This window comes from Pseudomonas sp. NFACC51, assembly GCF_900103575.1.
Classification (GTDB): Bacteria; Pseudomonadota; Gammaproteobacteria; order Pseudomonadales; family Pseudomonadaceae; genus Aquipseudomonas; species Aquipseudomonas fluorescens_Q.
On the sequence record NZ_FMXH01000022.1, the window covers coordinates 63684 to 83866 of the forward strand.

Consider the following 20183-nt stretch of genomic DNA (forward strand, 5'->3'; position numbering starts at 1 on the left):
AGGATTCACATCGCGATGCCTGCTCAGGAAATTGAAATCATCAACAAGCTGGGTTTGCATGCCCGAGCGTCGGCCAAGTTCGTCGGAGTCGCGGGCCAGTTCAAGGACACCACCATCAGGGTGGGTCGCACACCCGAGACCGCGGTCGACGGTAAAAGCATCATGGCGATGATGATGCTCGCCGCTGGCAAGGGCACCAAGATCCACCTGCACACTGAAGGCGATCGAGCGCAGGAAGCGATGGATGCCCTGGTGGACCTGATCAACAGGTACTTCGACGAAGGCGAATAACCCCCCTGTGGCGAGGGAGCTTGCTCCCGCTGGGCTGCGAAGCGGCCCCATGCTTCATCACGGCAGTGTACAGCGGTTTACGACTGCTTCGCAGCCGAGCGGGAGCAAGCTCCCTCGCCACAAAAGCCCCTTGCCACAACAAAACTCACTCCCCGCAGACCTGTATCACGCCAACGCCGTATCCATCACCATCATCAGGCAAAACCCCACCAGCAACCCGAGGCTCGCCAGCTTGTCATGGCCATTGCGGCGCGATTCGGGAATGACCTCGTGAGTCACCACCAGCAGCATCGCCCCGGCCGCCAGCGCCAGCCCCAGGGGCAGCAGCATCTCGGCCAGGCTCACCAACCAGGCGCACAACAGCGCGAACACTGGCTCGACCAGCCCTGACGCAGCGCCAATCGCGAACGCCTTGAGCCGCGACATCCCGGCCGCAGCCAGCACCAGCGCGATCACCAGCCCTTCAGGGACATCCTGCAAGGCGATCCCCATCGCCAGGCTGTCGGCATCGGGCATGCCGCCACCCGCCGATACGCCAACGGCCATCCCCTCAGGAATGTTGTGGGCCACGATGGCAAACACGAACAGCCAGATCCGCGGGGCAATGATCGGACGTCCGGGCGCCTCTACCAGCCTTGCAGGGCTGGCTGACACTTTACGGTCGACCAGGTACAGCCCGAATGCCCCCAGCAGGATACCGAAGCTGATCAGGCCACTGGCCGCCCAAGGCGTGAGCCCCAGCTGTTCGGCTGCGGCAATGCCCGGCACGATCAGCGAAAACGCCGTCGCGGCCAGCATCACGCCAGCCCCGAAACCGAGTAACGAATCACTCACGGCCTGGGGCATGCGGCGGATCACCAGCACCGGCACAGCGCCCAACGCCGTGCCCAAGGCGCAAAGCCCACCGCCCTGCAGGGCACGCAACAGTTTCGGCTCCAGGTCCAGCCACGCCAGGCCCTGGGCTACCAGCAATGTCATCCCGGCCAACAATAACAGCGATCCCAAGGCGTAGCGGAACATCCGTCCGCTCCCTATCGCCAGCGTTTCAGTATCCATAGTCAGCCTTGGATTGTTTATGAGGCACTCAGGCCAGCGCAGCCTGGTAACGGCGTGCGACTTCCGGCCAGTTGATCACGTTGTAGAACGCGTTGATGTATTCCGGCCGACGGTTCTGGTACAGCAGGTAATACGCGTGCTCCCAGACGTCCAGGCCCAGGATCGGCGTATGGCCGTTCATCAACGGGCTGTCCTGGTTGCCGCTGCTTTCCACCACCAATGTCTTTTGCGGGGTCACGCTCAACCAGGCCCAACCGCTGCCGAAACGGGTCAGCGCCGCCTTGGTGAATGCTTCCTTGAACCGTTCGAGCCCACCCAGTTGCGCTTCGATCGCGGCGGCCAGGGCCCCCTCTGGGTGTCCACCGCCCTGGGGCGCCATGACCTCCCAGAACAACGAATGGTTGGCATGGCCGCCGCCCTGGTTGATCACCGCGGCCCTGAGGCTTTGCGGCAATTGCTCGATGCTGGACAGCAGTTTTTCGACCGGCCATTCGGCGTATTCGGTACCGTCCACCGCCGCGTTGAGGTTGTTGATGTAGGTCTGGTGATGCTTGGTGTAGTGGATTTCCATGGTTTGCGCATCGATGTGCGGTTCCAGGGCATCGTAGGCGTAGGGCAATGCAGGCAAGGTAAAAGCCATTTTCAATGAACTCCGTAATGAACAGGGGCATCGCGCTGCTGGGGCGAAGCGGCATTGCAACCCAGCAGGCGCTGGGTACGAGGGTATTCACCGTGTTCGCTGATGAACGTCAGCAGTTCGACATAGGTCTTGTGGCTCTGACGCAACGCAGCAGCACGCAGGGCCGGCGCCATGCGCTCGTCCTGCAGGGTCTGCAACAACCGCTGGTGGATGGCGCAGAGGTACTCGGCGCTCTCCTCTGGCTGGTTCAGGCGCAAGTGCAGGTCCGCCAGGTTGTGATGGGAGACGACGCACGCGGCCACCGCTTCGTCGGCATCCGACCAACGCTCGAACAGCACCTGGGCCAGCGCCAGGGCTTGCAGGTAGGCTTCGCGGGCATCTACCAGCTCGCCCAGCATGAAACAGCGGTTGGCCCGTTCAATCGTACGTTTCCAGTGTTCCATGATGAGTCCTCCACACAGGTGTCGGGGGTTACACGCCGCCGGCGGTGAGCTTCTCCGGGTCCAGCAGGACTTCGAGTTCGCTGCGTGTCAGGTCGGTGTGCTCCAGGGCGACATCAATGACCGGCCGACCTTGCTGGTAAGCCTTCTTGGCGATTTCAGCGGCCTTCTGGTAACCAATGATCGGATTCAGCGCGGTCACCAGGATCGGATTGCGCGACAACGCTTCCTTGAGCCGGGCCTCGTTGACCTTGAAGGTGGCGATGGCCTTGTCCGCCAGCAAGCGGCTGGCAGTGGACATCAGCGCGATGCTGCTCAGCAGGTTCTGGGCGATGATCGGCAGCATCACGTTCAATTCGAAGTTGCCCGATTGACCGGCGATAGTGATCACCGTGTCGTTGCCGATCACTTGGGCCGCCACCATCGCGGTGGCTTCAGGAATGACCGGGTTGACCTTGCCGGGCATGATCGAGGAGCCCGGCTGCAAGCCTTCGAGTTCGATCTCGCCCAGGCCCGCCAGTGGCCCGGAGTTCATCCAGCGCAGGTCGTTGGCGATTTTCATCAGCGACACCGCCGTGGTCTTGAGCTGTCCGGACACCGCCACGGCGGTGTCCTGGGAGCCGATCAGCGCGAACAGATTCTGGCCTGGGGTGAACTGCACCTGGGTCAGTTGCGTCAGTTGTTGACTGAACAGCTCGGCGAAGCGTGGATGGGCGTTGACCCCGGTGCCGACCGCCGTACCGCCCTGGGCGAGGGATTGCAGGCTCGGCAGCAGGTCCTGCAAGTGGCCGATATTGGCCTTGAGTTGCTGCGCCCAGCCGTCAAGCACCTGGCTCAGGCGCACCGGCATGGCATCCATCAGATGGGTGCGACCGGTCTTGATGAACGGGTGCACCTCCTCGGCCTTGCGCTCAATCACCTGCACTAGGTGCAACAGCGCCGGCAGCAGTTGCTCATGCAAGGCCAGCGCAGCGCTGACATGAATGCTGGTAGGGATGATGTCATTGCTGCTCTGGCCGCAATTGACGTGGTCGTTCGGGTTGACCGTTTCCCCCAACAGACGACTGGCAAGGGTGGCGATCACTTCGTTGGCATTCATGTTGGAACTGGTGCCGGAGCCGGTCTGGAAGATATCCACCGGGAAGTGGTCCATGAATTGGCCTTCGAGTAGCCCTTGGGCGGCGTCGACAATGGCCTTGCCCTGGGCCGCGCTGATTTGTTCCAGCTCTACGTTGGCCCGAGCGGCAGCCGCCTTGGCCAGGATCAGGGCGCGGATGAACTGCGCCGGCATACGTTGGCCGCTGACCGGAAAGTTATCCACTGCGCGCTGGGTCTGGGCGCCATAGAGGGCATCCACCGGGACTTGCAGCTCGCCCATGCTGTCGCGTTCGATACGGGTATTACTCATCGGGAGATCCTTGCACCAGTTCAATAAGAGGAATCGACGGCTCCAGGGCGCAGGTCGCCAGCGCCCAGGCATGACTCTGCCAACGCTTGAGGCGGCAGCGGCACAGTGATTGTTGTTCGAGCTCACGCAGAGGACGCCAGGCCTGGTCGAGGCAGAGATTGCGCCAATGCCACGGCAGCGCGACGTCGGCGGCGGTGTCGAGCAGCAAGCGGAACGCGGTTTCGGAAATCATCCACGGTGAAGTGGCGGTGCAGCAGGCCAGATAACGGCCTTCGGCCAGGTAATGCTCGATCAGCCGCGGCTCGTCCGGACTCATCGCACAACGGATCTGGCGACTCATCCAGCGCCAGCTTTCAAGGTAGGGTTGTTCGTGCAGGGCAGAACTCATGACCGGGGCTCACTCGGCAAATGAGATTCATTATTAGATGATAATAAGAAGCAACACAACCGTAAGCCCGTACAAAATTCACCGTGGCGAGGGAGCTTGCTCCCGCTGGACTGCGAAGCAGGCCCTGTTTATCAGGGTTGTCATGTCTTTGCGGTGCTGCTGAGATTTTTGCGGCTGCTGCGCAGCCGAGCGGGAGCAAGCTCCCTCGCCACAGGGGTTTCTGCGAACATGAAAAAGGCGCGTCACCCGCTAGGATGACGCGCCTTTTTTACTACGATTGAAGGTCAGCTACCCGCTACTGTCATCCGCTCGATCAGTACCGAGCCGGTACGGATGTTGCTGCGCAGTTCCAGGTCGTTCCCGACGGCCACGATCTGTTTGAACATATCGCGCATGTTGCCGGCGATGGTCACTTCCTGGACCGGGAACTGGATCTCGCCGTTCTCGACCCAAAAACCCGCCGCGCCACGGGAATAGTCGCCGGTGACCATGTTCAGGCCATGGCCCATCAGTTCAGTCACCAGCAGGCCACGCCCCATGCGCCGCAGCAAGGCGGCCTGGTCTTCTTCGCCATGGGTCACGAACAGGTTATGCACGCCACCGGCATTGGCGGTGCTCGGCATGCCGAGTTTGCGGCCCGAATAGGTACCGAGGATGTAGGACACCAACTCGCCCTTTTCCACGAACGGCTTGGCGTAGGTGGCCAGGCCGTCGCCGTCGAACGCTGAGCTGCCCATGGCCTGCATCAGATGCGGACGCTCGTCGATGGTCATCCATTCCGGGAACAGTTTCTGCCCCAGCGCGCCCTCGAGGAACGACGACTTGCGGTACAGGTTGCCGCCGGACACCGCCGACAGGAAGCTGCCGAACAAGCCGCCGGCCAGCTCGGCCGAAAACAACACCGGCACTTCACAGGTCGGCACCGGCCGCGCGCCCAGGCGGCTGGCCGCCCGTTGCGCGGCTTTCCGGCCAATGCTCACCGGGTCCGCCAGCAAGGTGCCCTGGCGGTTGACGTCGTACCAGTAATCACGCTGCATCTGACCGTCGGCTTCGGCGATCATGACGCAACTGAGGCTGTGGCGGGTCGATGCATAACCGCCGATGAAGCCGTGGCTGTTGCCATAGACCCGGCAGCCCTGGTGGGTATTGAGCGTCGTGCCGTCGGCATTCTTGATCCGGCTGTCGGCCTCGAATGCCGCCGCTTCGCAACGCAGTGCCTGTTCGATGGCCTGCTCGGGGGTGATGTCCCAGGCGTGAAACAGGTCGAAGTCGCGCAGCTCCTTGCACATCAGCGCAGCATCGGCCAGGCCCGAGGCTTCGTCTTCGGAGGTGTGCTTGGCAATAGCCAGTGCCGCGGCGACGGTTTCGCGAATGGCCTCCGGACCACTCGCCGACGTGCTGGCCGAGCCCTTGCGCTGGCCCACGTACAAGGTGATGCCAAAGCCCTGGTCGCGATTGAATTCGACGGTTTCCACCTCGCGCTGGCGCACCGACGTCGACAGGCCCTGCTCCAGCGATACAGCCACTTCACAGGCACTGGCGCCCTGGCGCTTGGCCTCGGCAAGGATCTGCTCGACTTGCTCCTGCAGTGCCGGCAATGCTTGCGGGCCGACGCTTTGAACTGCACTCATGGTGTTCTCCACTCAAATTCTTCTTTCGGTGATGGCCTTCGAGCGACCGGGCCGGACAAGCGGCCCCCGACTGGTTATCATGGCGGCGTTTCTTTGCGGACTGCCACCATGGTTGATTCTTACGACGACTCCCTCTACGAGGGTGAAAAAAGCAAATCCCAGGTCAAACGCGAGCTGCATGCTCTGGTTGACCTCGGCGAGCGACTGACAACACTCAAGCCTGACTTGCTGGCCAAACTGCCTTTGACCGACGCCTTGCGCCGGGCCCTGGCCGATGCGCCCAAGCACACCGCGAATATCGCGCGTAAACGGCACCTGCAATTCATCGGCAAGCTGATGCGCGATCAGGACACTGACGCCATTTTGGTCCTGCTCGATCAACTCGATGCCTCCACCCGGCAATACAACGAACGTTTCCACAACCTGGAGCGCTGGCGCGATCGCTTGATCGCAGGCGACGACGGCACCCTGGAAAAATTCGTCATCGACTACCCGGAGGCTGATCGTCAGCAATTACGCTCCCTGATCCGTCAGGCCCAGCACGAGCTGGCGCAGAACAAGCCACCGGCCTCGAGCCGTAAAATCTTCAAGTACATCCGTGAGCTGGACGAAACCCAACGCGGCTTGCGCTGATCGTTCACTGGCTCACCAATCCCTTGCCAGGGTAGCCATTACCGTGGCGAGGGAGCTTGCTCCCGCTCGGTTGCGCAGCGACCGCATGGGGCTACTGCGTAGCCCAGCGGGAGCAAGCTCCCTCGCCACGGGGCCGCTGAATATTTTCATGCGCCCGTGCCACCCACGGTAATCGCGTCGATCTTCAGGGTCGGCTGACCGACACCTACCGGCACCGATTGCCCATCCTTGCCACACGTCCCCACACCGCTGTCCAGCGCCAGGTCGTTACCGACCATCGACACCTTGCTCATCGCCTCCGGCCCGTTGCCGATCAGGGTCGCGCCTTTGACCGGCGCGGTGATCTTGCCGTCTTCGATCAGGTAGGCCTCGCTGGTGGAGAACACGAACTTGCCACTGGTGATGTCCACCTGGCCGCCGCCGAGGTTGGCGCAATAGATACCTTTTTTCACCGAGGCGATAATTTCCGCCGGATCGCTTTGACCACCGAGCATGTAGGTGTTGGTCATGCGCGGCATGGGCAGGTGCGCGTAGGATTCACGGCGACCGTTGCCCGTGCGGGCCACGCCCATCAGCCGGGCATTGAGTTTGTCCTGCATGTAGCCCTTGAGCACACCGTTCTCGATCAGCGTGGTGCATTCGGTCGGCGTGCCTTCGTCGTCGACGCTCAGGGAGCCACGACGCCCCGCCAGGGTGCCGTCATCGACAATGGTGCAGAGTTTCGAGGCGACCATTTCCCCCATGCGCCCGCTGTAGGCTGAGCTGCCCTTGCGGTTGAAATCGCCTTCCAGGCCGTGACCCACCGCTTCGTGCAGCAGCACGCCGGACCAACCGGACCCCAGCACCACCGGCAACGTACCGGCCGGGGCCGGAATGGCCTCGAGGTTGACCAGCGCCTGGCGCAGCGCTTCGCGGGCGTAGCCCATGGCGCGGTCTTCGCTGAGGAAATAACGGTAATCGGTGCGTCCGCCGCCGCCATGGCCGCCGCGCTCACGGCGACCGTTCTGCTCGACGATCACGCTGACGTTGAACCGCACCAGCGGCCGCACGTCCGCTGCCAGACCGCCGTCGGTGGAAGCCACCAGGATCCGCTCCCAGACCCCGGCCATGCTCACCGTCACTTGTTGGATACGCGGATCGAGGGCACGGGTGGCGACGTCGATGCGCTTGAGCAGCTCGACTTTTTCGGCGCGGCTCATGACTTCCAGCGGGTTATCCGGCGCATACAACTGCGCCACGTCCTGGCTGCTGAACGCCTGGACCGTGCCATTCTGCCCGGCGCGGGAGATCGAACGGGCCGCACGGGCCGCGGCACCGAGGGCCTCCAGGGTGATGGCGTTGCTGTAGGCAAAACCGGTTTTTTCCCCGGACTGGGCGCGCACACCCACGCCCTGGTCAAGGTTGAAACTGCCTTCCTTGACGATGCCGTCTTCCAGCGACCAGGATTCGGAGATCTGCCCTTGGAAATACAGGTCGGCCGCATCGATGCCCGGGCCGGCCAGGTCGCCCAGCACGCCTTGCAGGCTCTCCAGGGTTACGCCGCCAGGGGCTAAGAGGTGTTCACTGACTGAGGACAACAACCCGCTCATATGTTTTACGCCTTGAATTCGTCGTCTTGGACAGGTCGCTGTCGAGCGCCCTGCGAGAAAAAGCGCCGATGGCTGGCCACCGGCATGCGCGCCCGGATGGACGCCTGTTCGCTGCTGTCGCGTGCGGCCAGCAGCACGGCCTCACCTTGATCCTGTTGTGCCAGCACACGGCCCCACGGGTCGACAATCGCGGCATGGCCAAAGGTTTCCCGCGGCCCCGGATGCACGCCGCCCTGGGCGGCCGCCAGCATGTAGCACTGGGTCTCGATGGCCCGGGCGCGAATCAATACCTCCCAATGGGCCGCGCCGGTCACCGCGGTAAACGCCGACGGCGCCGTGATCAGTTCGGCCCCGGCAGCCCGCAACTCGCTGTAGAGCTCCGGAAACCGCAAGTCGTAACAGACCGTCAGGCCGACCCGGCCCACGGGGGTATCGGCAACCACCACGTTAGCGCCATAAGCATAGTCATCCGACTCGCGATAGCGCCCGCGATTGTCCGCCACATCCACATCGAACAAGTGCAGCTTGTCGTAGCGCGCCACGATCTGGCCCTGATCGTCGACCAGCAACGAACAGGCGTGGGACCTGGCCTCGGGCTGGTCCACCGGTGGCAACGGCAACGTGCCGGCCACAATCCATAACTTGAGGTCTCGGGCGACCTGTTTCAACCAGGGCAGGATCGGTCCCTGACCAAAGGCTTCGGCACGACCGATATCGGCAATGTCCCGCCGTCCCATCGCCGCGAAATTCTCCGGCAGCACGGCCAGCCTGGCGCCGCCTGCGGCAGCCTGCTCCAGCAGCACCCGGGCACGGGCCAGGTTGGCGAGCACATCGCTCTGGCTGACCATTTGAATCACGGCGAATGGCATGGTGCCTCCTCCCTGTCTCATCTCGTTCCCACGCTCTGCGTGGGAATGCATCAAGTGATGCTCCGCGTCACAGGGACGCAGAGCGTCCCGGGCGGCGTTCCCACGCAGAGCGTGGGAACGATCAAAGCTGTCAAAACGGCTTGTCGAAGCTGATCTTCGGCTCTTTCCACGGCCCCTTGACGTCGTATCTTACGCTGGCAAAGCGCGCCACGCGGTCACCGATCAGTTTGTCGATCAGAAACAGCGCCCCACCCACCGCCGGTGCACCAACGATCAGCGCGGCGATTGGCAGGTTGTTGGTCACCGGCAGCGTCACCAACAGCTTGGCGTCGACCCGGTCGGCCACCATGTCCAGCGTGCCGTTGAGTTCCAGGTTGCTCGACGGCCCGGTCAGGGTAATGGGTTCGCGGGTCACGTACACACCATCGCTTGCCACCAGCAGTCCCTTGACCCGGTCGTAGCTCAGCCCCTTGCCGAACAGGTCGGAGAAGTCCAGGCGCAAGCGTCGGCCGATGGAGTTGAAGTTCAGCAGGCCAAATACCCGCAACGCCTGGGCGCTGCCTTCCACTTCGACAAACTGGCCCTTGCTCAGCGACGCGTCGAGGCTGCCGGAAAAACGCTTGGTGGCGACCCACGCTGGCGAGCCGGGCCAGCGGCCATCGACATCCAGGCGGAACGTCTGGCTGGTCACGCTTGGGGCATAACCCCAGCCCTTGAGCACGTCGCCCAGGTTCTTGCCGCTGATACGGCCCTTGTACCAACTGCTGGTGGAACCGGGCGCGCCTTCCCAACCACCACTGCCGTTCAACACCATGCCCTTGAGGCCCATGTCCAGCTCGTTCAGCGCGATGCCCTTGGCGGTCGGTCGTACTTTCAACGACCACGCACCGATGAGATCAGGGCCCTGGAACAATTGGTCGATGGCAATATCCATGGCCGGGATTTTGCCGGGATCGACCGACGCCAACGGGTCCGGTGAGTTTTCATCCGCCTGGACCGTCGGGTCTGTGGCTGGCAGGCGCACATAATCAAGCTTGATACCAATCGGGGCGGCCTTTGCGTCCGGCAGGCTGATATTGCCCTTGGCCTGCTGGCTGTCGAGCCGCAAGGCCCAGGCGTCCGGCCTGCGGTCCAATTGCACCGATGCCTGGTCCAGGGTCGTGCCCATGGCCGTGAGCTTGCCGACAGTCAGATCGACGCTGCTGAGCAGTTGCTTGGCACTGCCGCCCGGATCCTGGCCGGCGTACTTGTTGACCAGGTCCTGCCAGGGACTCACGTCCAGTTCCGGCAGTGTGCCGCGCAGTCGCAGTCCCTTGGCCCCGGGCAGAACGGCATCGCCGGCCCCCAGCAACAATTCGCCACGACCATCGGCGACTTTCCCGCTCGGCGCGGCGTAAGTGAAATTGGCCAGATCGCCATAATCGAGCCAATAACGCCGCTCCGGCCCTTGCAGGGTCATGCGAAACACCGTGTCGCGCCCGACATCGGCGGCCATGCCGAAGGGTGCCGGCAGGTCCACCGCCACGCCCTTGAGGTTGGAACTGACCGACAACTGGCTGTCGGCGCCGTCGAGGATCACTTGCAACTGGTACGGCACGACACCGGATACCGGCAACGGCTGGGTGACATTCAGCCAACTGGTGAGTTTCTTGATCTCCACCTGCCCGGACGCCGTGACTCGTGTGTTGAGCGCTCCGGCGCGGCCTTCGGCGAAAATCTGTGCGGTCACGGGGCGGTCGAATGCCCGGGCACTGATGCCCTTGCCGCTCAAGCCCTTGTTGCTGTCGAAGCGGAAATCGCCCTTGAGTTGGGTCAGTTCCAGTACCGGCTCGCTGAGCTTGAGACGGGCCTTGTCGGTGGCGAAATCCACCAGGATCTTCGGTTGCTCGCCTTTGACCAGGGGGATGTCGAGCTTCACGCTGCCTTGCAGGTCGCCCTCGCCTTCCCAGCCGGCAAATGTCTCGGCGGTCCCGATCGGCGCGGTCTGGAGGATTTTCAGACCGTCCCCCAGTCCTCCAGCGAACCCGCCGTCCAGAAACAGATGAACGCTCTGCCCGCTGGGTACATGGGGAATGTTCACCGAAACATCCTTGACCTGGGTATCGAGCAATTGTCCTTGGCTGGCGAAGATGCGTACGCCGCTGTCTTCGACGAAGACATCACCGCTGACCTTGCTGACCGAAGGCCAGCCCGGCTGGAACGCCAGTTCGGCGTCATGCACCTTGAAAAACAGGCTGATACTGCGTGCCGCGTCTTCGGCACCGTGATTGAGCGAGCCTTGATACTGGAAGAAGCCCTCGTCCACCGCGCCCTTGACGATGGCCGTGCGCAGCCACTCATCCAGCGCCGGGCTGAGGACCGCCGGCAGGTACTTGGCGGTGTAGCGTCCGTCACCGTCCACCAGGCCAACCCGCAGGTCCATGTAGTCTTCCTGGCTGTGGTCGAAATGCAGGCGGATCAGGAAATCGCCAGCAATCCGCCCCTCCTCGCCCAGCACCTTCAAATACGGCGCGATCAGGGTGAAGCCTTGCTTGTCGAGCTTCCAGGTCAACCGGGCGTTGGCCTGCAGGTACTGCCAGGGCTTGGCGAAAATCGGGTCCAGGTGCAGGGAAAAATCCTTGCTGTCCATGCGCAGCTCGCCGCCACCGAGGTCGCCGCTCAGACTCCCCGATACATTGCGCGCAGCCGGGGCGCCGCGATAGGCGTCAAAGCCCACGGTGTCCAGGTTGGTGGCGAAGCTGATTTTCTGGTCACCGGCGTTCTGCGGCCGGTAGTCCAGCAGCACGTTGCGCAGGCTACCGGTCACCTTGAGACGGTCGATGGTCGTCGCCAGGCCTTCAGGCAACGGTGCCAGGGCGTTGAGCAAAGGCGTAAGCGGGGTCAGGTCGAGGCGATCGGCCTGCAGGTGCCAGCGCTCCTCGGCCTTTTCGGTGGCAGCACTCTGTTGCAGTTGCAGGCGCGATTCCCAGCGGGTTTCGCCCAGGTTCATCGCCAGGGAATCGAAGGTCGCGGTAAATCCCTGGTCACCACGCTGGAAATATCCATTGAGCGCCAGGTTATGGATCTGCACCGGCTTGCGCTCGGCGTAGGCACCCAGGATGTCAGGAGCGTTCAAGCGCATGGCCGCGCTTTGCACCGTACCGCCGCCCCAACTCAGCCAGAACTCGCCACCGGCCTTGATCCGGGAAAAATTCCATTGCTGGGTCAGGCGTTTGGGCAGCCATTTGGCCCAGTCGCTTTGCGGCAGGCTCAGGTACGCATCGGCCTGGCCATTCTTCCAGTCACTGGCGCGGATACGGGTGCGCAGGTTGATCGCCACCGGCTGACCGTCAGGCAGGGTCAAGCGCACGTCCAGCCGTTGACGGATGGCGCCGGTGCGCAAGCTCAAACCGACGTAGGTGAGGGTCAGCGGTGGTTGCTCGACAGGTTGCAACGTCACCTGGCTATCGAGCAGCGAGAACCTGGAGACCACCTGCATGCGTTCGAGCAATTGCTGCGGATCGAGGGGCTGGTCGTCCTTCACCGGCAGGCCTTCCAGGGCCCATTTGCCGTCGGCGCCCTCCTTGAGGCTGATCTTCAGGCCGCTGACTTCCAAGTGGGCAATACGCACCTGACGTGCCAGCAAGCTGTCCCACAGGTCGGGCACGGCTCGCACCTGATCCAGGTGCAAGGCGTTGGGGCCTTCGCCGACCACCACGTCGCGCGCAGCCAGGATTGGCGCCAGGGCGCTCCAGCTACCGTCGAGGCGTCCGATGTGCACAGGCATGCCCAAGGCAGCGCCGGCCCGGGTCTCGACCTCGGCGCGATATTCGGCCACCAGCGGGACCAGCTCGCGACCGAGGCTGACGTACAACGCCAGCAACACCAGCAGCAGGGCGCACAGCCCCAGCCCCCAGCGAGTCAGCGCCGCCAAAATGCGTGTCAGACGCTCCATGTCAGTGGGCTCCCCTGGCAAAGACGATCAAATCCGCGGGCCCGCCGCTTCCCAAGCGCTTCAGAGCAACACCACGTCGTATTGTTCCTGGGAATACATGGTTTCCACCTGGAAGCGAATCGTGCGTCCAATAAACGCTTCCAGCTCTGCGACATTGCCTGACTCCTCGTCGAGCAGGCGGTCCACGACTTTCTGGTTCGCCAACACTCTATAGCCGGTCGCCTGGTAGGCGCGCGCCTCCCGGAGAATTTCCCGGAAGATTTCGTAACACACGGTTTCCGGGGTCTTGAGCTTGCCGCGGCCCTGGCAACTGCTGCACGGCTCGCACAGCACCTGTTCGAGGCTTTCGCGGGTGCGCTTGCGGGTCATCTGCACCAGGCCCAGCTCGGTGATACCGATGATGTTGGTCTTGGCGTGGTCGCGTTCGAGTTGTTTTTCCAGGGTCCGCAGCACCTGGCGCTGGTGCTCTTCATCTTCCATGTCGATGAAGTCGATGATGATGATCCCACCCAGGTTGCGCAGGCGCAGTTGCCGGGCAATGGCGGTGGCGGCTTCCAGGTTGGTCTTGAAGATGGTTTCTTCCAGGTTGCGATGGCCGACGAACGCCCCGGTGTTGACGTCGATGGTGCTCATGGCCTCGGCCGGATCCACCACCAGGTAGCCGCCGGACTTGAGCGGGACCTTGCGTTCAAGGGCTTTCTGGATTTCGTCTTCGACGCCGTACAGGTCGAAAATCGGCCGTTCGCCAGGGTAATGCTCGAGGCGGTCGGCGATTTCCGGCATCAGTTCGGCGACGAACTGCGTGGTTTTCTGAAAGGTCTCCCGGGAGTCGATGCGGATTTTCTCGATCTTGGGGCTGACCAGATCGCGCAAGGTCCGCAGCGCCAGGCCCAGGTCTTCGTAGATCACGCTGGGGGTGGCGATGGTCTTGATCTGCGCGGCGATCTGGTCCCAAAGCCTGCGCAGGTAGCGGATGTCCATGAGGATCTCATCGGCCCCGGCCCCTTCGGCGGCGGTGCGCAGGATGAACCCACCGGCTTCCTTGATGCCTTCTTTTTCCACGCAGTCGCTGACCACCTGCTTGAGACGCTCGCGCTCGGCCTCGTCTTCGATCTTCAGGGAAATGCCGACATGGGCGGTGCGCGGCATGTACACCAGGTAGCGCGACGGAATCGACAGTTGCGTGGTCAGGCGCGCGCCCTTGGAGCCGATGGGGTCCTTGGTGACCTGCACCACCAGGCTCTGGCCTTCATGCACCAGCGCGCTGATGCTCTCCACGGCCGGCCCTTCGCGCATGGAAATTTCCGACGCATGGATGAATGCCGCGCGGTCCAGGCCGATGTCGACGAAGGCCGCCTGCATGCCCGGCAGCACCCGCACCACCTTGCCTTTATAGATATTGCCGACGATGCCACGCTTTTGCGTGCGCTCGACGTGGACCTCTTGCAGAACACCGTTTTCAACCACCGCCACGCGCGATTCCATCGGCGTGATGTTGATCAGGATCTCTTCACTCATGGCAGGGTCTCGTTCAGGCATGTTCACGATTATGGCCGCATCAAGTCAGACGGCGCTCAGCGCGCGCTCAAGGTTTGCCAACAGGGTATGCCGAAATGGCCCAGTAGTTCTGCGGTTTCGCACAGCGGTAGGCCGACCACGGCTGAATAACTGCCTTCAAGCCCGGCGACGAATACCGCACCCAGCCCTTGAATGCCATAGCCGCCGGCCTTGTCCCGGGGTTCACCGCTGGCCCAGTAGGCCGCCGCTTCCTGTTCCGTGATCGACCGAAAGCGCACCAGGCTGCGCACAACGCGGGATTCACAACGCTGCCCTCCCAGTATGGCAATGGCGGTCAATACTTCATGTTCGCGACCGGACAGGCTCAAGAGCATCGCCATGGAATCGGCCTGGTCCACGGGTTTGCCGAGAATTCGCCCGTCCAGTACCACAGCCGTATCGGCGCCCAACACGCAGCCATCCATGCCGGCGTCCAGGGCTCGCCGACCCGCCTCGGCCTTGCCGCGCGCCAGGCGCTCGACATAGGCCGAAGGGGTTTCGTGGTCCAGGGGAGTTTCGTCGATGTCCGCGCCGACGGCGGTAAAGGGCACGCCGATCTGCGTGAGCAGTTCACGCCGACGCGGCGAACCTGAGGCGAGGTAAAGCGGTTTCATCGAGACATCTCCCTCTCAAAGCACAGCCATCCAGACAAAAACAGCTTTTGTGGCGAGGGAGCTTGCTCCCGCTGGGCTGCGCAGCGGCCCCAACTTTTACGGTCGCTACGCAACCGAGCGGGAGCAAGCTCCCTCGCCACAGGGATGTAAGTCATCAGAAAAAGTGTAGGTATCCTGACCGAATCAGTTGATTTTGAAACGCAGGCGCAGGCCACGCAAACCGAAGCTGACCCAGGGCCAGAGCAAGGCGCTGACCAGGGCTGGCAAGACCAGCGCCAGGGTCGGCTGGCGGTTGCCAGTCAGCGCGCTGAGCCACAACTGCACCAGTTGCGCCAGGCCGAAGATCACCAGGATCACCAGGCACTGCTGCCACATAGGGAACATCCGCAGGCGTTGTTGCAGCGACAGCACCAAGAAGGTGATCAACGTCAGGATCAGCGCGTTCTGCCCCAGCAACGTGCCATAAAGCACGTCCTCGGCCAGGCCCAGGCACCAGGCGGTGACCATGCCGACCTTGTGCGGCAAGGCCAGCGCCCAGAAGGCCAGCAACAGGGCCAGCCACAGTGGGCGCAGGATTTCCATGAACTGCGGCAGCGGCGAAACGCTGAGCAACAGGCCGATGGCGAAGGTCAGCCAGACCATCCAGCCGTTACCGGATTGGGTACTGCTCATTCTTCTCGTGCTCCCCTGGGGGCTGGCGCGGTGGCCGGCGTGGAGGCTGGCGGTTTGGCGGCGGGCCGGGCTGGTTGAGCAGGCTGCGCGGCGGGCGCGTGGGTGGCCGAGCGGGTCGGTTTCACAGCAGGCGCGGCGGGCGCGGTGACCGGGGTTGCCGCCGGCGCGGTGGCCGGAGCCGCCGTCGCGGGTGCTGGCACTGGTGGTTTTGGCACCGCGGCCGGGACAGGCGCCGGCGCTGCGGTCACTGGGGCGGCCGACTCGCCGCCCTGGCGGTCCTGGGCTTCCTGGGCCACGGCGGCATCGTTGGCACGTTCTTCGGGCGTGCGGTTGTCGCTGAATACCAACAGCAGGTAGCGGCTGCGATTCAATGCCGCCGTCGGCACCGCGCGAACGATGGCAAACGGCTGGCCGGAGTCATGGATGACTTCCTTGACCGTCGCCACCGGATACCCGGCCGGGAAGCGCTGGCCGAGGCCGGAACTGACCAGCAGGTCGCCTTCCTTGATATCGGCGGTATCGGCCACATGCCGCAGCTCCAGGCGTTCCGGGTTACCGGTGCCGCTGGCGATCGCCCGCAGGCCGTTGCGGTTGACCTGCACCGGAATGCTGTGGGTGGTATCGGTCAGCAACAACACGCGGGACGTGTAGGGCATCAACTCCACCACCTGGCCCATCAGGCCACGGGCGTCGAGCACCGGCTGGCCGAGGACCACGCCGTCGCGCTCGCCCTTGTTGATGATGATACGGTGGGTGAAGGGGTTGGGGTCCATGCCGATCAACTCGGCCACTTCGACCTTCTCGTTGACCAGCGCCGAAGAATTGAGCAACTCGCGCAGCCGAACGTTCTGCTCGGTGAGGGCCGCCAGCTTCTGCATGCGCCCCTGCAACAGCAGGTTTTCGGTCTTGAGTTTTTCGTTTTCGGCGACCAGTTCGGTCCGGCTGCCAAACTGGCTGGCGACACCTTGCCACAGGCGCTGCGGCAGGTCGGTGATCCAGTAGGATTCCATCAACACCAGCGACATCTGGCTGCGTACAGGCTTGAGCAGCGTGAAGCGGGCATCGACCACCATCAGCGCGACCGATAGCACGGTCAGCACCAGCAGGCGCACACCCAATGAGGGGCCTTTGGCGAAAAGCGGTTTAATAGGCCGCTCCTCCCAGGCAAATGTTTTCTTTATTCATACGGCATCAAACCGGCCTGGATACGAATGACAGAAGATAAACGCCAACGGGCAGCACTGCAAAGTGCTGCCCGGGAGCGAACAACATAGACCACTTCAGCAAAACTTATTCGCTGGAGAGCAGGTCCATGGTGTGCTTGTCCATCATTTCCAATGCTCGGCCACCGCCGCGGGCAACGCAGGTCAACGGGTCTTCGGCAACGATCACCGGCAGGCCGGTTTCCTGGGCCAACAACTTGTCAAGGTCACGCAACAGTGCGCCACCACCGGTCAGCACCAGGCCGCGCTCGGCGATGTCCGACGCCAGCTCCGGCGGCGACTGCTCCAGGGCGCTCTTGACCGCCTGGACGATGGTCGCCAGCGACTCTTGCAGCGCTTCGAGCACTTCGTTGGAGTTGAGGGTGAAGGCCCGTGGAACGCCTTCAGCCAGGTTGCGACCACGCACGTCGACTTCACGCACTTCACCGCCCGGGTAGGCCGTGCCGATTTCCTGCTTGATGCGCTCGGCGGTGGATTCGCCGATCAGGCTGCCGTAGTTGCGACGCACATAAGTGATGATCGCTTCGTCGAAACGGTCGCCGCCCACACGTACGGATTCGGCGTAGACCACACCATTGAGGGAGATCAGCGCGATTTCAGTGGTACCCCCACCGATGTCGACGACCATCGAGCCGCGGGCTTCTTCCACCGGCAGGCCGGCACCGATGGCAGCGGCCATTGGCTCTTCGATCAGGAACACTTCACGGGCACCGGCGCCGAGAGCCGATTCACGGATAGCGCGTCGCTCTACCTGGGTGGACTTGCATGGAACGCAGATCAGCACACGAGGGCTGGGCTGCAGGAAGCTGTTTTCGTGAACCTTGTTGATGAAGTACTGCAGCATCTTTTCGCAGACGCTGAAGTCGGCGATCACGCCATCCTTCATTGGGCGAATGGCCGCGATGTTGCCCGGTGTACGGCCCAGCATGCGCTTGGCTTCCGTACCGACAGCCACGACACTTTTCTGGTTACCGTGGGTGCGGATGGCCACGACCGAGGGTTCATTCAGGACGATACCGCGCTCGCGCACGTAAATAAGGGTGTTGGCAGTGCCCAGGTCAATGGAAAGATCGCTGGAAAACATGCCACGCAGTTTCTTGAACATGGGAAAGGGACCCTAGGCAACGCGTGGGTAAAAAAGTGCGGCAAACTCTAACAACGACAGGGATTTTGGGCAAGGCGCCAATATGTTAAATTGGCCGCTTTTCTGTGCACCAAACCCCACAATCGCGGCCAGTGCCCTGTGTCATAAGTGCGCTCCTTCTTTGACGAGTGGCTATTGTCGTCAGGCAAGGCGCCGCGACGAGTCATAGCCTGCTATGGCGAGAAGCGGCAACGCAGCATGACGGCAATAGACGCCGTCAAAAAGGAACAGCACTTGTGATACAGGGCACTAGGGCCGTAGAAATGCGGTAGTGTTCCGACAATCTAACACACGGACAGACTGCGTCCGTTTTGTTTTCCACTGGAGAATCCCATGGCGCTTGAACGCTCCGACGTGGAAAAAATCGCTCATCTGGCCTGTCTGGGCCTCAATGAAGCCGATCTTCCACACATCACTTCTGCCCTGAACAGCATTCTGGGGCTGGTCGACGAGATGCAGGCGGTCAATACCGACGGCATCGAACCACTGGCACACCCACTGGAAGCCAGCCAGCGCCTGCGCGCCGACGTCGTGACCGAGTCCAATCACCGCGAGGCCTACCAGTCCATCGCACCAGCGGTCGAAAACGGCCTGTACCTGGTTCCGAAAGTCATCGACTAAAGGGAAAGAGCCTCTCATGCATCACATGACCCTGGCCGAGATCGCCCGCGGACTCGCCGATAAAAAGTTTTCTTCCGAAGAGCTGACCCAGGTCCTGCTGGCGCGCATCGCCCAGCTTGACCCGCAGCTCAACAGCTTCATCAGCCTCACCCAGGAGCTGGCCCTGAGCCAGGCCAGGGCCGCCGATGCCCGGCGCGCCAATGGTGAAACCGGTGCCCTGCTCGGTGCGCCGATTGCCCACAAGGACTTGTTCTGCACCCAGGGCATCCGCACCAGCTGCGGTTCGAAGATGCTCGACAACTTCAAAGCCCCGTACGATGCCACCGTGGTCGCCAAGCTGGCCGCCGCCGGCACCGTGACCCTGGGCAAGACCAACATGGACGAATTCGCCATGGGCTCGGCCAACGAGTCGAGCTACTACGGCGCGGTGAAAAACCCGTGGAACCTGGAACACGTACCGGGCGGTTCGTCCGGTGGTTCCGCCGCCGCCGTGGCCGCACGCCTGTTGCCGGCCGCCACCGCCACCGACACCGGCGGTTCGATTCGCCAACCAGCGGCGTTTACCAACCTCACCGGCCTGAAGCCGACCTACGGTCGCGTCTCGCGCTGGGGCATGATCGCCTACGCCTCCAGCCTCGACCAGGGCGGCCCGCTGGCGCGCACCGCCGAAGACTGCGCGATCCTGCTGCAAGGCATGGCCGGCTTCGACCCGAACGACTCCACCAGCATCGATGAGCCCGTGCCGGACTACAGCGCCAGCCTCAACGGCTCGCTGCAGGGCCTGCGCATCGGTGTGCCGAAGGAGTACTTCAGCGCCGGCCTCGACCCGCGCATCGCCGAGCTGGTCCACAACAGCGTCAAGGAGCTGGAGAAGCTCGGCGCGGTCATCAAGGAAATCAGCCTGCCGAACATGCAGCACGCGATTCCCGCGTACTACGTGATCGCCCCGGCGGAAGCGTCCTCGAACCTGTCACGCTTCGACGGCGTGCGCTTCGGCTATCGCTGCGAGAACCCGGAAAACCTGATCGACCTGTACAAGCGCTCCCGTGGCGAAGGCTTCGGTGCCGAAGTGCAGCGCCGGATCATGGTCGGCGCCTATGCGCTGTCCGCCGGCTACTACGACGCCTACTACCTCAAGGCGCAGAAAATCCGCCGCCTGGTGAAAAACGACTTCATGGAGGCCTTCAACGAGGTCGACATCATCCTCGGCCCGACCACGCCAAACCCGGCCTGGAAGCTCGGCGCCAAGAACAGCGACCCGGTCGCCGAGTACCTGGAAGACGTCTACACCATCACCGCCAACCTCGCCGGCTTGCCGGGCCTGTCCATGCCGGCCGGTTTCGTCGATGGCCTGCCGGTGGGCGTGCAGTTGCTCGCGCCGTATTTCCAGGAAGGCCGCCTGTTGAACGTTGCCCACCAGTATCAGTTGAACACTGACTGGCACACCCGCACCCCAACCGGCTTCTGAGGAGA

General features: G+C 63.0%; 18 protein-coding genes. 4 read left to right on the forward strand and 14 right to left on the reverse strand.

All coding sequences use genetic code 11. The features are described from left to right. Nucleotides 1–15 precede the first annotated feature (15 nt). Nucleotides 16–291, forward strand: coding sequence for an HPr family phosphocarrier protein (locus BLT00_RS29290; RefSeq protein ID WP_063322915.1), 276 nt, complete (start codon nucleotides 16–18; stop codon nucleotides 289–291). Between the two features lie 165 nt (nucleotides 292–456). Here the strand turns inward: BLT00_RS29290 and BLT00_RS29295 are convergent, their stop codons facing one another. From BLT00_RS29295 to pmbA, 6 genes are all read right to left on the reverse strand, one after another. Then, nucleotides 457–1347 carry a ZIP family metal transporter gene (locus BLT00_RS29295; RefSeq protein ID WP_092149021.1) on the reverse strand — a complete coding sequence of 297 codons (891 nt, stop codon included), beginning with the start codon at nucleotides 1345–1347 and terminating at the stop codon, nucleotides 457–459. Nucleotides 1348–1375: 28 nt separating this feature from the next. Beyond that, on the reverse strand, nucleotides 1376–1987 hold the full coding sequence (locus tag BLT00_RS29300) for a superoxide dismutase (RefSeq protein ID WP_092149023.1): 612 nt from the start codon (nucleotides 1985–1987) through the stop codon (nucleotides 1376–1378). 2 nt (nucleotides 1988–1989) lie between these two features. Further along, on the reverse strand, nucleotides 1990–2430 hold the full coding sequence (locus BLT00_RS29305) for a hypothetical protein (protein ID WP_063322917.1): 441 nt from the start codon (nucleotides 2428–2430) through the stop codon (nucleotides 1990–1992). 28 nt (nucleotides 2431–2458) lie between these two features. After that, nucleotides 2459–3835, reverse strand: coding sequence for a class II fumarate hydratase (locus BLT00_RS29310; RefSeq protein ID WP_092149025.1), 1377 nt, complete (start codon nucleotides 3833–3835; stop codon nucleotides 2459–2461). Continuing rightward, nucleotides 3828–4223 carry a hypothetical protein gene (locus BLT00_RS29315; RefSeq protein WP_063322919.1) on the reverse strand — a complete coding sequence of 132 codons (396 nt, stop codon included), beginning with the start codon at nucleotides 4221–4223 and terminating at the stop codon, nucleotides 3828–3830. Before BLT00_RS29315 ends, BLT00_RS29310 begins: the two co-directional genes overlap by 8 nt. Nucleotides 4224–4507: 284 nt before the next feature. Next, complete coding sequence (gene pmbA, locus BLT00_RS29320; RefSeq protein ID WP_063322920.1) at nucleotides 4508–5854, reverse strand: metalloprotease PmbA; 1347 nt, start codon at nucleotides 5852–5854, stop codon at nucleotides 4508–4510. Between the two features lie 108 nt (nucleotides 5855–5962). On the opposite strand from pmbA, the gene yjgA reads away from it, so the two are divergent. Further along, nucleotides 5963–6487, forward strand: a complete 525-nt coding sequence (gene yjgA, locus BLT00_RS29325; RefSeq protein WP_014336624.1) for a ribosome biogenesis factor YjgA — start codon at nucleotides 5963–5965, stop codon at nucleotides 6485–6487. A 146-nt stretch (nucleotides 6488–6633) separates the two neighbouring features. On the opposite strand, the gene tldD is transcribed toward yjgA, so the two are convergent. The 8 genes from tldD to mreB form a co-directional block, all read right to left on the reverse strand. Next, nucleotides 6634–8076, reverse strand: a complete 1443-nt coding sequence (gene tldD, locus BLT00_RS29330; protein ID WP_072341241.1) for a metalloprotease TldD — start codon at nucleotides 8074–8076, stop codon at nucleotides 6634–6636. Between the two features lie 5 nt (nucleotides 8077–8081). Continuing rightward, nucleotides 8082–8945, reverse strand: coding sequence for a carbon-nitrogen hydrolase family protein (locus BLT00_RS29335; RefSeq protein ID WP_092149027.1), 864 nt, complete (start codon nucleotides 8943–8945; stop codon nucleotides 8082–8084). Between the two features lie 130 nt (nucleotides 8946–9075). Continuing rightward, nucleotides 9076–12879: a YhdP family protein gene (locus BLT00_RS29340; RefSeq protein WP_092149029.1), complete on the reverse strand. Its 3804-nt coding sequence runs from the start codon at nucleotides 12877–12879 to the stop codon at nucleotides 9076–9078. 60 nt (nucleotides 12880–12939) lie between these two features. After that, nucleotides 12940–14397 (reverse strand): ribonuclease G, encoded by a 1458-nt coding sequence (rng, locus tag BLT00_RS29345; protein WP_018613976.1) that lies wholly within the window; start codon nucleotides 14395–14397, stop codon nucleotides 12940–12942. 56 nt (nucleotides 14398–14453) lie between these two features. Then, on the reverse strand, nucleotides 14454–15050 hold the full coding sequence (locus tag BLT00_RS29350; protein WP_063322925.1) for a Maf family protein: 597 nt from the start codon (nucleotides 15048–15050) through the stop codon (nucleotides 14454–14456). Nucleotides 15051–15233: 183 nt separating this feature from the next. Further along, complete coding sequence (mreD, locus tag BLT00_RS29355; RefSeq protein ID WP_003197820.1) at nucleotides 15234–15722, reverse strand: rod shape-determining protein MreD; 489 nt, start codon at nucleotides 15720–15722, stop codon at nucleotides 15234–15236. After that, nucleotides 15719–16870, reverse strand: coding sequence for a rod shape-determining protein MreC (gene mreC, locus BLT00_RS29360; RefSeq protein ID WP_092149031.1), 1152 nt, complete (start codon nucleotides 16868–16870; stop codon nucleotides 15719–15721). The genes mreD and mreC overlap by 4 nt, the downstream gene beginning before the upstream one ends. Before the next feature lie 142 nt (nucleotides 16871–17012). Further along, nucleotides 17013–18050, reverse strand: coding sequence for a rod shape-determining protein MreB (mreB, locus tag BLT00_RS29365; protein ID WP_002555108.1), 1038 nt, complete (start codon nucleotides 18048–18050; stop codon nucleotides 17013–17015). 372 nt (nucleotides 18051–18422) lie between these two features. Between mreB and gatC the strand changes: the two genes are divergently transcribed. After that, a complete protein-coding gene (gene gatC, locus BLT00_RS29370) occupies nucleotides 18423–18710 on the forward strand; it encodes an Asp-tRNA(Asn)/Glu-tRNA(Gln) amidotransferase subunit GatC (RefSeq protein WP_003197816.1) in 288 nt (95 codons plus the stop codon). A gap of 16 nt (nucleotides 18711–18726) precedes the next feature. Further along, nucleotides 18727–20178, forward strand: a complete 1452-nt coding sequence (gatA, locus tag BLT00_RS29375) for an Asp-tRNA(Asn)/Glu-tRNA(Gln) amidotransferase subunit GatA (RefSeq protein WP_092149032.1) — start codon at nucleotides 18727–18729, stop codon at nucleotides 20176–20178. Nucleotides 20179–20183: the final 5 nt, after the last annotated feature.